The 12,295-nt window shown below is 49.0% G+C and carries 21 protein-coding genes; 4 read left to right on the forward strand and 17 right to left on the reverse strand.

What is annotated here, in order from left to right; translation table 11 throughout:
• Window positions 1-123: 123 nt before the first annotated feature.
• The 7 genes from jag to NFR55_RS09445 form a co-directional block, all read right to left on the reverse strand.
• Window positions 124-1,044: an RNA-binding cell elongation regulator Jag/EloR gene (gene jag, locus NFR55_RS09415; RefSeq protein ID WP_251548500.1), complete on the reverse strand. Its 921-nt coding sequence runs from the start codon at window positions 1,042-1,044 to the stop codon at window positions 124-126.
• Window positions 1,045-1,069: 25 nt separating this feature from the next.
• On the reverse strand, window positions 1,070-2,671 hold the full coding sequence (locus NFR55_RS09420) for a YidC/Oxa1 family membrane protein insertase (protein WP_251548501.1): 1,602 nt from the start codon (window positions 2,669-2,671) through the stop codon (window positions 1,070-1,072).
• Entirely contained in the window at window positions 2,659-2,952 is a 294-nt protein-coding gene (gene yidD / locus NFR55_RS09425; protein WP_251548502.1) for a membrane protein insertion efficiency factor YidD, read from the reverse strand. The genes NFR55_RS09420 and yidD overlap by 13 nt, the downstream gene beginning before the upstream one ends.
• Window positions 2,924-3,277 carry a ribonuclease P protein component gene (rnpA, locus tag NFR55_RS09430; RefSeq protein WP_251548503.1) on the reverse strand — a complete coding sequence of 118 codons (354 nt, stop codon included), beginning with the start codon at window positions 3,275-3,277 and terminating at the stop codon, window positions 2,924-2,926. The genes yidD and rnpA overlap by 29 nt, the downstream gene beginning before the upstream one ends.
• A gap of 86 nt (window positions 3,278-3,363) precedes the next feature.
• Window positions 3,364-3,516 carry a 50S ribosomal protein L34 gene (rpmH, locus tag NFR55_RS09435; protein WP_251548504.1) on the reverse strand — a complete coding sequence of 51 codons (153 nt, stop codon included), beginning with the start codon at window positions 3,514-3,516 and terminating at the stop codon, window positions 3,364-3,366.
• A gap of 203 nt (window positions 3,517-3,719) precedes the next feature.
• Window positions 3,720-3,884, reverse strand: a complete 165-nt coding sequence (locus tag NFR55_RS09440) for a hypothetical protein (protein ID WP_251548505.1) — start codon at window positions 3,882-3,884, stop codon at window positions 3,720-3,722.
• Between the two features lie 171 nt (window positions 3,885-4,055).
• The gene (locus tag NFR55_RS09445; protein ID WP_251548506.1) at window positions 4,056-4,772 is read right to left on the reverse strand and encodes a hypothetical protein; all 717 of its coding nucleotides are present in this window, start codon (window positions 4,770-4,772) and stop codon (window positions 4,056-4,058) included.
• Window positions 4,773-4,875: 103 nt separating this feature from the next.
• Here NFR55_RS09445 and NFR55_RS09450 point away from each other — a divergent pair, with 103 nt between their 5' ends.
• The 4 genes from NFR55_RS09450 to NFR55_RS09465 all read left to right on the forward strand — a co-directional run bounded on the left by NFR55_RS09450 (window position 4,876) and on the right by NFR55_RS09465 (window position 6,857).
• Window positions 4,876-5,088 (forward strand): helix-turn-helix domain-containing protein, encoded by a 213-nt coding sequence (locus NFR55_RS09450; protein WP_251548507.1) that lies wholly within the window; start codon window positions 4,876-4,878, stop codon window positions 5,086-5,088.
• Between the two features lie 220 nt (window positions 5,089-5,308).
• Complete coding sequence (locus NFR55_RS09455; protein WP_251548508.1) at window positions 5,309-5,521, forward strand: helix-turn-helix domain-containing protein; 213 nt, start codon at window positions 5,309-5,311, stop codon at window positions 5,519-5,521.
• A 281-nt stretch (window positions 5,522-5,802) separates the two neighbouring features.
• Window positions 5,803-6,102, forward strand: coding sequence for a GIY-YIG nuclease family protein (locus NFR55_RS09460; protein WP_251548509.1), 300 nt, complete (start codon window positions 5,803-5,805; stop codon window positions 6,100-6,102).
• Between the two features lie 38 nt (window positions 6,103-6,140).
• Window positions 6,141-6,857, forward strand: coding sequence for a tRNA 2-thiocytidine biosynthesis TtcA family protein (locus tag NFR55_RS09465; RefSeq protein ID WP_251548510.1), 717 nt, complete (start codon window positions 6,141-6,143; stop codon window positions 6,855-6,857).
• A 117-nt stretch (window positions 6,858-6,974) separates the two neighbouring features.
• Here the strand turns inward: NFR55_RS09465 and rplQ are convergent, their stop codons facing one another.
• The 10 genes from rplQ to NFR55_RS09515 all read right to left on the reverse strand — a co-directional run bounded on the left by rplQ (window position 6,975) and on the right by NFR55_RS09515 (window position 12,286).
• Window positions 6,975-7,481: a 50S ribosomal protein L17 gene (gene rplQ / locus NFR55_RS09470; protein WP_251548511.1), complete on the reverse strand. Its 507-nt coding sequence runs from the start codon at window positions 7,479-7,481 to the stop codon at window positions 6,975-6,977.
• A gap of 53 nt (window positions 7,482-7,534) precedes the next feature.
• A complete protein-coding gene (locus NFR55_RS09475; RefSeq protein WP_251548542.1) occupies window positions 7,535-8,488 on the reverse strand; it encodes a DNA-directed RNA polymerase subunit alpha in 954 nt (317 codons plus the stop codon).
• Between the two features lie 72 nt (window positions 8,489-8,560).
• Window positions 8,561-9,181, reverse strand: coding sequence for a 30S ribosomal protein S4 (rpsD, locus tag NFR55_RS09480; protein ID WP_251548512.1), 621 nt, complete (start codon window positions 9,179-9,181; stop codon window positions 8,561-8,563).
• A gap of 18 nt (window positions 9,182-9,199) precedes the next feature.
• Window positions 9,200-9,592: a 30S ribosomal protein S11 gene (rpsK, locus tag NFR55_RS09485; RefSeq protein ID WP_251548513.1), complete on the reverse strand. Its 393-nt coding sequence runs from the start codon at window positions 9,590-9,592 to the stop codon at window positions 9,200-9,202.
• A 13-nt stretch (window positions 9,593-9,605) separates the two neighbouring features.
• A complete protein-coding gene (gene rpsM, locus NFR55_RS09490) occupies window positions 9,606-9,977 on the reverse strand; it encodes a 30S ribosomal protein S13 (protein WP_251548514.1) in 372 nt (123 codons plus the stop codon).
• Between the two features lie 214 nt (window positions 9,978-10,191).
• The gene (rpmJ, locus tag NFR55_RS09495; protein WP_251548515.1) at window positions 10,192-10,308 is read right to left on the reverse strand and encodes a 50S ribosomal protein L36; all 117 of its coding nucleotides are present in this window, start codon (window positions 10,306-10,308) and stop codon (window positions 10,192-10,194) included.
• A gap of 13 nt (window positions 10,309-10,321) precedes the next feature.
• A complete protein-coding gene (gene infA / locus NFR55_RS09500) occupies window positions 10,322-10,543 on the reverse strand; it encodes a translation initiation factor IF-1 (RefSeq protein WP_251548516.1) in 222 nt (73 codons plus the stop codon).
• 6 nt (window positions 10,544-10,549) lie between these two features.
• Complete coding sequence (locus NFR55_RS09505) at window positions 10,550-10,837, reverse strand: KOW domain-containing RNA-binding protein (RefSeq protein WP_251548517.1); 288 nt, start codon at window positions 10,835-10,837, stop codon at window positions 10,550-10,552.
• Between the two features lie 75 nt (window positions 10,838-10,912).
• Window positions 10,913-11,656, reverse strand: a complete 744-nt coding sequence (map, locus tag NFR55_RS09510) for a type I methionyl aminopeptidase (RefSeq protein WP_251548518.1) — start codon at window positions 11,654-11,656, stop codon at window positions 10,913-10,915.
• Window positions 11,657-11,659: 3 nt separating this feature from the next.
• A complete protein-coding gene (locus tag NFR55_RS09515) occupies window positions 11,660-12,286 on the reverse strand; it encodes an adenylate kinase (RefSeq protein ID WP_251548519.1) in 627 nt (208 codons plus the stop codon).
• Between the last annotated feature and the right edge of the window lie 9 nt (window positions 12,287-12,295).

Below are 12,295 nucleotides of genomic sequence, written 5' to 3' on the forward strand. Positions count from 1 at the left end.
ACAGCATATCCGTCGTCTCGCTCTCGGCAAAAACCGCCCTTTTGCCCCGCTTTTGGGGCGCCTCCAAAAGCGGGAATACCTTGCGGTTTTCGCGAGCCTTTTTGGAGTCAAAAAGGCGATTTTCTACTTTCTTTTGGGAATTATCGCAACGCGGCGGGCGGGGTCGTGCCCTTCGCTGCGGGTAAATACGTCGTCGCGTTCGCCGAGCGCGGCATGCACAATCCTGCGGTCGGCACTGTTCATGGGGTCGAGCGTAACTTTGCGGTGCGAGCGCACGGCTTTATCCGCCATACGGCGGGCGAGCGACTCGAGAGTTTCTTTGCGGCGGTCGCGGTATCCCAAACCGTCAACCGTAACGTGCACGAAATTGCCGTGCGAGGAGTTTATCATAGCGCTCAAAAACTGACGAATGGAGTCGAGCACTTCGCCGCGATGACCTATAACGCGGGAGTCGTCGGTGTCTATGTTTACGCGCATGCCGTCTTCAACAACAATCTCTACTCCGCCCGCTATGTTCATTTTTGCCAAAAGCTCGGTAACGAACTCTTTTGCGGCGGCTATCTGCTCCTCGGTGGGAAGGGCGGTTTCGCGCTGTTTTTTGGGGCGCGGCTCTCTGCGCTCTTCCTTTTTGGGCTCTTTGCGTTCCTTGCCGAAATCGGACACCGTGGTAGGCTCGCGCTTTACGGGCGCACTGCCCCAACGCGGTTCGTCCTCGTGCTCGGCGGCTTTATTCTCCCGCGGCTTGGTTTCCTGCTTTTGCTTTTTTGCAGGCTCTTCGGCTTTGGGTTGCTCTTTTTTCGGCTCTGCCTTCTTGGTTTCGTCCTTCTTAGGTTCCGCCTTCTTAGGTTCTTCTTTCTTTTGCTCTGCGGGCGGATTTTTGGCGAGTTTGTCGTCGTAACGAATTTCAACTTTGGCTTTCTTGAAAAGTCCGCCGTTGGATATTATCTTAATGTCGGCGTCGTCGAGCGAAATGCCGAGCGTTTTCAAGCCCTCGTCTACGGCGTCTTGCACTTTCTTTCCGATAAATTCAGCTACTCTTTCCATGTTTCACATTTGCTCCTGTTTGATTTCAAAGGTCCTTGGGGTCGGGGCGTCCGTATTTTTGTATTCCGTCGCTCGTTTTGTTCTTTTTCTCTTTGAGTTTGCCGCCGCCGTTCATTGCCAAGGTGGTAAATACGTTTATGAGTATCGTGGTTGCCGAGTTCACCACTATATAGAGGGTGAACATTGCCGTGTAGGTAAGCGCGAATATACCCATCATTACGGGCATAAAGAACATCATAAACTTCATGCTTCCCGCCATGCCGCCGGTAGGCGCGGCTTGACCCGATTTCTTTTGAAGCCTTGCGGTTATGAACTGACTCAAAAAGCTCAATCCCACCGAAAGTATGGGCAGTATCAAAAATCCGTTTACAACGTTGTACTTGTCGCTCGCTCTGAGTTTGCCCGTTACGTTGTTGTACGTAACCTCGCTCATCATAGATTCGAACACAGTGCGGTTAAACTCTCCGTCCACTTTGGCGTCAAGCTCGTCCACTACCTCGTCAAAGTTTGAATAATCGGATATGTTGCTTACGAAATTGTTGTAATCGAGTATGGCGTCGCGCCACGGAACGTCGGGCGACCATATGTTGCTTATCCACAAAAAGTCTTCCTGCACGGCGCCGTAACGCTCCACAGCCGCGTCCTGCGAGGGTTCGAGCACGTAATCTTTGTGAAGCGCGGCAGTCTTATCCAAGAGATTTACGCTTGCCTTGAGAAATTTATTTTCCCACTCCGCCGCCGCGGCTTTGTAATCGGCTTCGCCGTTTTCCGCCCATTCGCCTTTTTTGTCGCCGAACTTGATTTTGTAATCGCTCGCTTTGGGCTCGGTGGCGGCTATGGAAAGTCGCCACGCGTTCAACTCGTTCCACGATACCGTTGCGCCGTCCGCCTTTTTCTCTCCGATTTTGTTCACCGTAGCATTGAGATTGTCTACCGCTTTTCGGTATTCGTCCTGCGCGCGCATGTAGTCGGCTTGTCCGCCCGTGTACTTTTCGGTCACGTTGCCGCCGTCGTCGAGTCGCTCGTATACGGAGTCGCTCTCGTACCACTCCCCGCCGCTCGTTTTGTAGTCGTCCGCTTCGGGAGCTTTCGCCGCGAAATATTCCTTGCACGCGTTCGCGTCGGATAAAAGCGCGTCTATTTCTTCGGTGTTGAAAATGCCGCTTCTGCCGATATCTTTCTGCAAGATTTCTTCGGCGGCGTAAGCGTCGTAAAGTTCAACGTATTGGTCGAAAATTCTGAAATGCGATATGTTGTTGAGTCCCGCGAACAAATAAAAGAATATCACGAGCGTAACAATCATGGGCAAGCAACTCGAAAAATAGCTGAAACCTTCCTTGCGGTTGAGTTCCATTTGCTTTTGCGAGAGCGTGCGTTGGTCGCCCGCGTATTGCTGTTGGAGTTTTTCAATCTGCGGCTTAAGACGCTCGGTTATTATTTGGTTTTTGCGCATTTTTATGCGTTGGTACAAATCGAGCGGCAACAGCAAAAGTTTTAAGCACACGGTAAAGAATACTATGCGCCAACCGTAATTAACTATGAACTTGAAAAGCCCCAAAATGAGGATTTCCCACAGTCCGCCCGGATTGCCGAAATGCTCCGCAACCGCAGACATCAGAAAAGCCATTTCATATCTCCTTTTGGATTATCGGGTACGGGGTCGAAACCGCCCTCGCCCCAGGGAGCGCAACGGAGTATTCGTTTCGTTCCCAAAACAACGCCGCGAAACACGCCCCACTCTCGGATAGCCTCGAGCATGTAGCTCGAACAAGACGGGTAGTATATGCAAGACTTGGGCAATATCGGCGATATGCACGCTTTATAAAAATATATAAGAGCTTCGCACAGCCATCTCAGCGTTATGATATATTTGATTACGCTACGCTTTGTCGGTTTCTTTCTTTTCATACAGTCCGGCTCTTACAAGCATCTCGTATAATTTGCCGTCTATTTCCGAATACGCGAGTTGTTCCGCGCCTTTGCGGGCGGATATCACTATTTGCGACGGGCGCAGGTTTTTTACGTAGCCGCGCATTGCCGCGCGTATGCGGCGGCGCACCTTGTTGCGCACTACCGCTTTGCCCACGGTGTTGGGCACGCTTATGCCCACTTTGGGCACGCCCTTTGCCGTAACGTACGTTATTTTGAGGTCGCCCGCATTCTTTGCGTTGCCTTTGCGGTACACGTAGTTGAACGAACCGCGTTTGGTGAGCCTGTATTTTTTACCGAGCATAATTCTTCGGATATTCGGATAAGCATATAAAGAGCCATCGCAACAAATAGCAATGACTCTTTTATTTTCTCACTTATTTCCGAAAATCAGTTGCTACCCAACGGCTTGGGAGTAATGCGAGCGCGCCCCTTCCTTCTTCTGCGACTGAGCACGTTACGCCCCGATTTGGTCTTCATGCGTTTACGGAAACCGTGCACCTTGTTTTGTGCGCGTTTCTTGGGTTGATAAGTTCTTTTCATGTTATCAGTTTTCCTTCATTACAAATTGTTGCTTATATATTATAAAGCACAGACAGTGCAAAAGTCAACTGTTTGCGCCATTATATTTTTTATCGGGCCGCCATGTCCTTAGCCGAGCGCGTAGCGCGAACGCCACGAGCGTAGCGAGTATTGCGAGAAGGGCAATGCCCGACGAAGCAATCCCCGCCATGAGAACGGTGTAGTTACTGTACTTGTTTCATGTATGAGATTGCCACGGGCGCAAGCGCCCTCGCAATGACGGTTTGGGTGTAGCCTGTCATTGCGAGCGAGTGAAACGAGCGTGGCAATCCCATACGGGTTACCCTGTCATTGCGAGCGAACGCAGTGAGCGCGGCAATCCCCGCCATGAGGACGGTGTAGTTACTGTACTTGTTCCATGTATGAGATTGCCGCGGGCGCAAGCGCCCTCGCAATGACGGTTTGGGTGTAGCCTGTCATTGCGAGCGAACGCAGTGGTTACCCCGTCATTGCGAGCGAGCAACGTGAGCGTGGCAATCCTCGCCATGAGAACGCGTTATTTACCGCAAATATCTTTTCATAAGTTTGCTCATAAACATGTGCGCGTTATCGAAATTCATGAACTTGAACGCCGAAAGTACCGAAAGTTTGTATTCTATAGAGTTTATATCTCCTATCGCCAATGTTCTAAATGCGCTCCCGTCTTTCATTGCATCTAAAAATTGCGGAAAAACACTCATTTTTCTCAAATACCACCCGATTTTATCGCCCGCCTTTATTTCGCCGTTGTACACTGCGCATAGAAACTTTTTTATCTTTATTGCGTCATCTTTGGTTACGCAATAATATTTTTTATCGTTGGCGTTAATATTTATATCAAGCACTTCGCAAAATAAATTAAATATGCTTTCTTTGTATATCGCAAACTTAGAGGTTTTAAGAATATTTTCGGGAAATATTTTCACTATGTTTTTATTGAAAAAATCATAACGATATTCATATTCGGCAATATCTTTTACGTTAATGTACTTATCGATATATTTTTCGTCTATTCCTTTATGCCACCAAGTTCCGTAATTCCGTATATGTAATTCCTCGATATAATTATCTATCGGAACTATTTCTTTTACTTTGATTTTACCGAACAGCAAATTTTCGCACACGTAAGCGTTAAGAGCTTTAATGGTTTTATATAAAAACATTTCGTCTTTATCACACCCTACTCCCTCTTTTTCCATTGCGCTTTTAGTTGTCCTATACGTTCTCATTGCATCCATTTTTCTGCTCCTTTTTTGTAATATTCTATTTTTCCCATTACCGTTAGGCAGGAATGCGCGCCCAACATGCCCAATGGTAATAAAATTGATTAAAGAGGTGTATATGATTATTTTAGAACAAATTCAAAGAAAATTAACCGAAGCAATCAAATATTGCGGATTGACCCAAACCGAATTAGCCAATCGTTTGGGTATTACTCAACCTTGTATTACACATTATATGAAAGGACGAAAAATGCCCGCTCTCGACACGTTTGCAAACTTATGTAAAGTGCTTGATTTAGATGCAAATGACATTTTATGCATTGACGATTAAGTTCGGGTTGGGTGCAGGAGATTGCCACGGGCACAAGTGCCCTCGCAATGACGGTTGGGGGGGGCGCATGTCATTGCGAGCGAGTAAAACGAGCGCGGCAATCCCATACATGAGAAAGCATACGCACTATTTACTGTAACATATTTATTGTATATGATTGCAAATCATAAGTCAAGCTAAAAAATGATTTATGCTCATATGATTTTTAATAGAACTAATTATGATTACAATTGATAAAATAAAAATTGGCTTAAAAGAAGCAATAGAAAAAAGCGGCAAAACTCAAAAAGAAATTGCCGAAAAATTGTCCGTAACACAATCGTGTATCGCGCATTATGTAAAAGGCGATATTGTCCCCGCGCTTGATACTTTTGCAAACTTATGCAAAGTGCTTGACGTAAGCGCAGACGATATTTTATGTATTAACGATTAAGTACGGGTTGAGTGCAGGAGATTGCCACGGGCGCAAGCGCCCTCGCAATACTCGCCTTCGGCTCGTGGCGTTCGCGCTACGCGCTCGGCTGAGGACAACGTGTGGCATAACGGGTTTTACCCGTCATTGCGAGGAGAGTAGCGACGAAGCAATCCCAGCCATGAGGACGGTGTAGTTACTGTACTTGTTTCATGCAGGAGATTGCCACGCGGCTACGCCGCTCGCAATGACAAGCTAAACCATACACTCGCAATGACAAAGCATGCGCAAAGGAAAAAACAATGAATTATTACGTATACATACTCACGAATAAAAAGGGCGGCGTATTATATACGGGCGTAACAAATGATTTACTTCGGCGCACCGAAACGCACAAAGCACACGCCGACAAAAAGAGTTTTACAAGCAAATACAACGCCGACAAACTTGTATATTTTGAAACATTCAACGATATAACAAACGCCATATCGCGCGAAAAGCAGATTAAAAGCGGTTCTCGCGCAAAAAAGGTTGCGCTTATAGAAAAAGATAATCCTTTATGGCGCGATTTGTCCGCCGATTTTCAATTATACGGGTTCTAAGGTTGCAAAAAGCTATGCAACCGTTGTATAATGTATTCATGACTTTGCAAAAAATTTTATCGGGCATGCGCAGAGCGTGTACCGAACTCAATCTTATAGATGATTCCGACAGCATTGCCGTGGGCGTTTCGGGCGGCAAAGACAGTCTTGCGCTTCTCGCCGCGCTCGCCGCTTTCCGCAGGTTCTCGCCCCAAAAGTTCGAACTCACCGCCATTACGATAGACCTCGGGCTCGGTGCGGACTACACGCCCGTAAAAGAGTTTTGCGACTCCCTTTCCGTGCCCTACGTGCTCGAGAGCACCGATATAGGCGACGTGATATTCAACGTGCGCAAAGAGAAAAATCCTTGCTCGCTGTGCTCCAAAATGCGCCGCGGCGCGCTTGCCTCGGTAATGCAAAAGCTCGGGTGCAACAAGCTCGCGCTCGGACACCACGCCGACGACCTCGCCGAAACCTTTTTGCTCTCGCTGTTTTACGAAGGGCGACTTTCCACCTTTGCACCCAAAGCGTACATGAGCAGAAGCGGCGTAACGGTGATACGCCCGCTCATTTACATATCCGAAGCCGACGTTTCCGCTCTTGCTCGCGATATGAAACTGCCCGTAGTGCACAACCCTTGCCCCGCAAACCACAACACCCAACGCGAGTACGTAAAAAAACTTATTAAAAACATAAACGCCGATATCCCCATTGCAAAAGAACGAATGATATCGGCGATTACCCACCCCGAAAGAAATAATTTGTGGGAAAAATAAACTAATGCATTAGATTGCCACGGGTGCAAGCACCCTCGCAATGACGTAAAACCGAAACACCGTATAAAAAAACGAGGAGCGTTTCGAAAACGCTTCTCGTTTTTGCTTTTCTTTGTTTTACACCAACTCTATGAGCGCGGCTTCGGCGTTGTCGCCTCTGCGGAAGCCCATTTTGAGCACGCGGGTGTAGCCGCCTTTCTGCCCGAGGTCGGCCGCGCGTTTGGTATACTTGGGCGCATACTCGTTGAAAATCTTTTCAATGAGCGGATGCTGAATGTGCTCGGTGCGCTGTTTGAAAGCCACCGCGCTTTCTTTGTCGCCGCGTTGTTCTTGGCGGTCGTACACAATGCTCATTATACGGCGACGAGCCGCGAGCTTTTTGGGACCGTCGTTAACGAGCTCCACTTTAACCTCGCCCTTGTCGGTCTTGCGCGTTTCCACTTTTTTATACGTATCGGTATACGTATCTATAGCCATGGTAAGAACCTTGTCCGCCATGCGGCTTACTTCTTTCGCGCGGTCGTAAGTTGTTTCTATTTTTCCGTTCCAAAGCAAATCGGTTACCTGATTTCTCAAAAGAGCCATTCTTTGGTCGGTGGGTTTCCCCAGTTTTCTCTGTTCCATTTCTTTTACCTCTCGGATGTTCTTGTAATGCTTGCCTTAGGTTACGCCGCCGCTTATTCTTCCGCGCTTCTCAAATCCAGCCCGTAAGAGCGAAGTTTGCTTATAACCTCGTCCAAAGACTTGCGTCCCAAATTGCGCACCTTAAGCATATCTTCTTCGGTTCTCTTGGTAAGGTCTTCCACCGTGTGTATGGCGGCGCGTTTGAGGCAGTTGTAACTGCGCACGCTCAAGTCCATATCCTCGATGTTCATCTCGAGAACCTTTTGCTGTTTGTCTTCCTCGCGCGAAACGAGTATATCCATGCCCGATATCACGTCCGACAAATTCACGAACAGTCGTATGTGGTCTTCTATGGCTTTCGCCGCAAGACTCAACACGTCTTTGGCTGACAGGCTACCGTCGGTTTTAACCTCGAGGGTGAGCTTGTCGAAATCGATTCTCTGCCCTACGCGGGTGCTTTCCACCGAGTAGCTCGCCGCTTTCACGGGCGTGAATATCGCGTCGATAGGAATATAACCTATGGGCTGGGTGTCGTCTTTGTGGTTCACCGCCACAACGTAACCTCTGCCGCGAGCCACGGTCATTTCCATATTGAGCTTGCCGCCCTCGTCGAGCGTGCATATATACATTTCGGGATTGAGTATTTCTATTTCGGGGTCGATTTCAATATCTTTCGCGGTAACTATACCCGGGGTGTTGCGCTCGATTTTGAGCGTCTTTTTAAGGGTTTTGTCGGAGTAGTTTGCCTTGAGATTGAGTCCCTTGAGATTGAGGATTATCTCCGCCACGTCCTCCTTGACTCCCTTGATGGTGGTGAACTCGTGACTCGCGCCCTCTATGCGTATGCCAACCACGGCGGTGCCGGGGAGCGCAGACAACAATACTCTGCGGAGCGCGTTACCGAGTGTGATGCCATAGCCGCGCTCGAGAGGTTCGACTACAAACTTTCCTACCCTTAAATCCGGGCTTTCCTCAAGCGTAATCCGTGGCTTTTCGATTTCCATCATGTTCATTCAATTCTCCTTGCGGCTATCGCCGCTCTCGCTCTGATTATCAAATATATCCCTGCGGGTTATTTATTACTTAGAGTACAATTCTACTATAAGCTGTTCGTTTATGTTGAGGTCTATATCTTCGCGCTTGGGGCTGTCGGTAATTTTACCCACGAGCGACTCGGTATCGAACTCGAGCCATTTGGGCATAACTATGCGTGCTCCGCGAAGCTCTTTGAATATGGCGTTGTCTTTGCTGGTTTCGTGCACCGAGATAACGTCGCCTATTTTAACCTGATAAGACGGGATATCCACGCTCTTGCCGTTCACGGTAATATGACCGTGGTTCACTATCTGGCGGCACTGTGCGCGGCTCGCGCCTATACCCATGCGGTAAACAACGTTGTCGAGTCTGCGCTCTATGAGAGCGAGCATGTTCTCGCCCGTTACGCCGCGCATGCGCTCGGCTTCTTCGTAGTAGCCGCGGAACTGCTTTTCGAGCAGTCCGTACGCGCGTTTGGCTTTCTGCTTTTCACGAAGCTGAACGCTGTATTCGCTTGCTTTTTTTCTGCCCGTGCCGTGCTGACCGGGAGCAACCGGTCTACGCTCCATAGCGCATTTTTTGCTGGTGCAACGCTCGCCTTTAAGGAACAGTTTCTGCCCCTCTCTGCGGCACTGACGACAATCTGCACATGTATATTTAGCCATTTTGTTCTCTTTCTCCTATTAAACTCTTCTGCGTTTGGGCGGACGGCAACCGTTGTGAGGTATGGGCGACACGTCGGTAATGCTCGTTACGTCAAGCCCTACAACCTCGAGTGCGCGGATAGCCGACTCTCTGCCGCTTCCCGGACCCTTTACGAATACGTCTACGGATTTGAGTCCGTGTTCTTTAGCCGCAGCCGCCGCTTTCTCGGAGGCTTGTTGCGCCGCAAACGGAGTGCTCTTGCGACTGCCGCGGAAATTGAGCGCACCTGCGCTGCAAGCGGAAATCGCGTTGCCCTGCTCGTCGGTCACGGTGATAATCGTGTTGTTGAACGAAGCGTGGATGTGCACTTGTCCTTTATCTATATTCTTTGTAACTCTGCTCTTTCTGGAAGAAGTTTTCTTAACTGCCATTTTTTAAGCTCTCCTACTTTTTCTTGGACCTGCCAACCGTGCGCTTGGGTCCTTTGCGGGTGCGTGCGTTTTGCTTGGTGTTCTGTCCGCGCACGGGCAAGCCCTTGCGGTGACGAACTCCGCGGTAACATCCTATTTCCATAAGTCGCTTTATGTTAAGAGCCACTTCGCGGTGCAAATCGCCCTCTACGCGGAGATTGTGCTCCACATAGTTACGAATTTTGTTTACTTCTTCTTCGCTGAGTTCTTTCACTCTGGTATCGGGATTAACGCCCGTATCCGCCAAAATCTTTTGAGCGGTGGGCTTGCCGATGCCGTAAATATACGTAAGTCCGATTTCCACGCGCTTCTCGCGGGGCAAATCGATGCCGGCTATTCTTGCCACTGTTTTATCTCCTTTATTCTTAATGGGTAAATATTTTAGTATATATATCACGCAGTCTTGCGTTTTCCCGCTATGGAATGTTAGCGAATAAAACCGACCGCGGCATTTTTCATGTTTTTTCTTTTTAACGCAACGCGCTTTTTAACGGCAAAACGGCGCACGGAAACTCTTCCCCTCGGGAACGTCCGCGCGCGGCTGTTTTATCGTTTGAAATTTAGCCCTGACGCTGTTTGTGGTTGGCGTATTTAGAGCAGATTACCATTACTTTGCCATGACGCTTGATTACTCTGCATCTGTCGCACATGGGCTTGACCGAAGCTCTTACTTTCATGTCTTTGTACCTCTCAGTTTTTGTTGCGGTAGGTTATTCTACCTTTGGTTATATCGTAAGGCGACATTTCGATTTTTACGGTGTCGCCCTCGAGTATTTTGATGTAGTGCATACGTATCTTGCCCGATATCGTACACGTAACAATATGTCCGTTAGACAGCTTTACCTTAAACATCGCGTTTCTAAGGCACTCTATTACGGTGCCTTCCGCTTCGATATTGTCGTCTTTGGGCATTCTCTTTTATAACTCCTTTCCGTCGGCGCAAGCAAACGCTTTGAGCGTTTTGCGAACCGCCGCATCGGTGATTTTACCGTCTTTTATTGATTTTGCAATCTCTTCCGACTCGCCTGCGTACTTAACGTGCTTAACGCGTTTGGTTTTGAGTTTATCCAAAGGGCGCAACTTTCCGTCGGTCACGAGAACGAAATCCCGCCCGAGCACGGCGGCTATCAAATAAACTCTTCCGCGGTCGTGCCCCATGCGACTGATTACTACCTGACCTATTCGGGGATTTTCGAGTGCGTACATTCTATTGTAACACATTGCTCCTTTTTATGTCAACTCTTTTACTCGCACCAAACGGCGTGCCGCGCAAAAAATATTTTATAACGTGAGTATTTCCGGCTCTCCGTCGCGTATGGCTATCGTGTTTTCGTAGTGCGCCGACAGACTGCCGTCCGCCGTTCGCGTAGTCCAACCGTCGGGCTCGAACTTTATCTTGAAAGTTCCCGCGTTTATCATGGGTTCAACCGCAATGGTGTAGCCCGTTTTGAGCATAACGCCCGTGCCCTCTTTTCCGAAATTGGGAACGGCGGGGTCTTCGTGCATCTGCCTGCCTATGCCGTGTCCTATCATCTCGCGCACCACTCCGTAGCCGTGACTTTCGGCGTGGCGTTGTATCGCGCTCGACAGGTCGCCCAAACGCCTGCCGTTTCGCGCGTGTTTTATGCCCTCGAAAAAGCATTCGCGCGTAACGTCTATGAGCTTTTGAGCCTCGGGCGATATCTTGCCTACCGCGAAAGTTCTCGCCGCGTCGCCCTGCCAACCGTTTTTGATTACTCCCACGTCTACCGACACTATATCGCCTTCTTGCAATACGCGGTCGCCCGGTATTCCGTGCACAACCACGTCGTTTACCGATACGCAAGCGGACGCGGGATAGCCGTGATATCCGAGAAAAGAGGGGGTTGCGTTTTGCGACGTTATAAACTCGTGTATCCACTTGTTTATTTGCGCCGTGGTAACGCCCGGCTTTATCTTCTCTTCTATGTGCTTGAGAGCGTCGCCGGTGAGTTTGCCCGCCACCCGCATCTTATCGAGTTCGTTGGGTTTTTTAACGTAAATCATTTGTTACTTTACTTTGTCGAGCACCGTAACCACTTCGGCGAACACCTCGTCTATGGGTTTCATGCCGTCCACGCTTTGGAGCTTGCCCTTTGCCGTGTAGTAGTCTATGAGCGGCTGAGTCTGCTCGGAGTAAACTTTGAGGCGTTTGCCCACGGTTTCCTCGGTGTCGTCGGCACGCTGTATCACCTCGCCGCCGCACTTGGAGCATTTATTACCCGCAAACGTAGAAACGTGATAGCTTTCGCCGCACTCGCGGCAAACGCGTCTGCCCGTGAGTCGAGCCATGAGCTTGTCGAGGTCTACCGCAATGTTGAGCACAAGGTCAACGTCGCTCATTTTGTCGAGAGCTTCCGCCTGCATTACGTTGCGGGGGAACCCGTCGAGCATAAAGCCCTTTTCGCAATCCTTTTCCTTAAGACGCTCGGCGACTATTTCGCAAGTAACCTCGTCGGGCACGAGCTGTCCTTTATCTATGAACGCTTTGGCTTTGAGACCTACGGGAGTGCCCTCTTTCAAATTCTTACGGAAGATATCTCCCGTGGAAATGTGCACAACGCCGTACTTTTCGGCAATTCTCGTTGCCTGAGTGCCTTTGCCCGCGCCGGGTGCGCCGAGAAGAACTATTTTCATGTTTATTCT

Origin of the sequence: Pumilibacter intestinalis, assembly GCF_943193005.1 — a bacterium.
Lineage (GTDB): Bacteria > Bacillota > Clostridia > Christensenellales > Pumilibacteraceae > Pumilibacter > Pumilibacter intestinalis.

Coding starts and splice junctions, on each gene's coding strand:
- rplQ (WP_251548511.1), bottom strand. CDS start 7,481: ATGGAACAGAGAAAACTGGGGAAACCCACCGACCAAAGAATGGCTCTT.
- infA (WP_251548516.1), bottom strand. CDS start 10,543: ATGCCCAAAGACGACAATATCGAAGCGGAAGGCACCGTAATAGAGTGC.
- rpsK (WP_251548513.1), bottom strand. CDS start 9,592: ATGGCAGTTAAGAAAACTTCTTCCAGAAAGAGCAGAGTTACAAAGAAT.
- NFR55_RS09515 (WP_251548519.1), bottom strand. CDS start 12,286: ATGAAAATAGTTCTTCTCGGCGCACCCGGCGCGGGCAAAGGCACTCAG.
- NFR55_RS09475 (WP_251548542.1), bottom strand. CDS start 8,488: ATGATGGAAATCGAAAAGCCACGGATTACGCTTGAGGAAAGCCCGGAT.
- NFR55_RS09420 (WP_251548501.1), bottom strand. CDS start 2,671: ATGGCTTTTCTGATGTCTGCGGTTGCGGAGCATTTCGGCAATCCGGGC.
- yidD (WP_251548502.1), bottom strand. CDS start 2,952: ATGAAAAGAAAGAAACCGACAAAGCGTAGCGTAATCAAATATATCATA.
- rpmH (WP_251548504.1), bottom strand. CDS start 3,516: ATGAAAAGAACTTATCAACCCAAGAAACGCGCACAAAACAAGGTGCAC.
- NFR55_RS09505 (WP_251548517.1), bottom strand. CDS start 10,837: ATGTACGCACTCGAAAATCCCCGAATAGGTCAGGTAGTAATCAGTCGC.
- NFR55_RS09465 (WP_251548510.1), top strand. CDS start 6,141: ATGACTTTGCAAAAAATTTTATCGGGCATGCGCAGAGCGTGTACCGAA.
- rpmJ (WP_251548515.1), bottom strand. CDS start 10,308: ATGAAAGTAAGAGCTTCGGTCAAGCCCATGTGCGACAGATGCAGAGTA.
- NFR55_RS09460 (WP_251548509.1), top strand. CDS start 5,803: ATGAATTATTACGTATACATACTCACGAATAAAAAGGGCGGCGTATTA.
- jag (WP_251548500.1), bottom strand. CDS start 1,044: ATGGAAAGAGTAGCTGAATTTATCGGAAAGAAAGTGCAAGACGCCGTA.
- rnpA (WP_251548503.1), bottom strand. CDS start 3,277: ATGCTCGGTAAAAAATACAGGCTCACCAAACGCGGTTCGTTCAACTAC.
- rpsD (WP_251548512.1), bottom strand. CDS start 9,181: ATGGCTAAATATACATGTGCAGATTGTCGTCAGTGCCGCAGAGAGGGG.
- map (WP_251548518.1), bottom strand. CDS start 11,656: ATGATTTACGTTAAAAAACCCAACGAACTCGATAAGATGCGGGTGGCG.
- NFR55_RS09440 (WP_251548505.1), bottom strand. CDS start 3,884: ATGGCGGGGATTGCCGCGCTCACTGCGTTCGCTCGCAATGACAGGGTA.
- NFR55_RS09445 (WP_251548506.1), bottom strand. CDS start 4,772: ATGGATGCAATGAGAACGTATAGGACAACTAAAAGCGCAATGGAAAAA.
- NFR55_RS09455 (WP_251548508.1), top strand. CDS start 5,309: ATGATTACAATTGATAAAATAAAAATTGGCTTAAAAGAAGCAATAGAA.
- NFR55_RS09450 (WP_251548507.1), top strand. CDS start 4,876: ATGATTATTTTAGAACAAATTCAAAGAAAATTAACCGAAGCAATCAAA.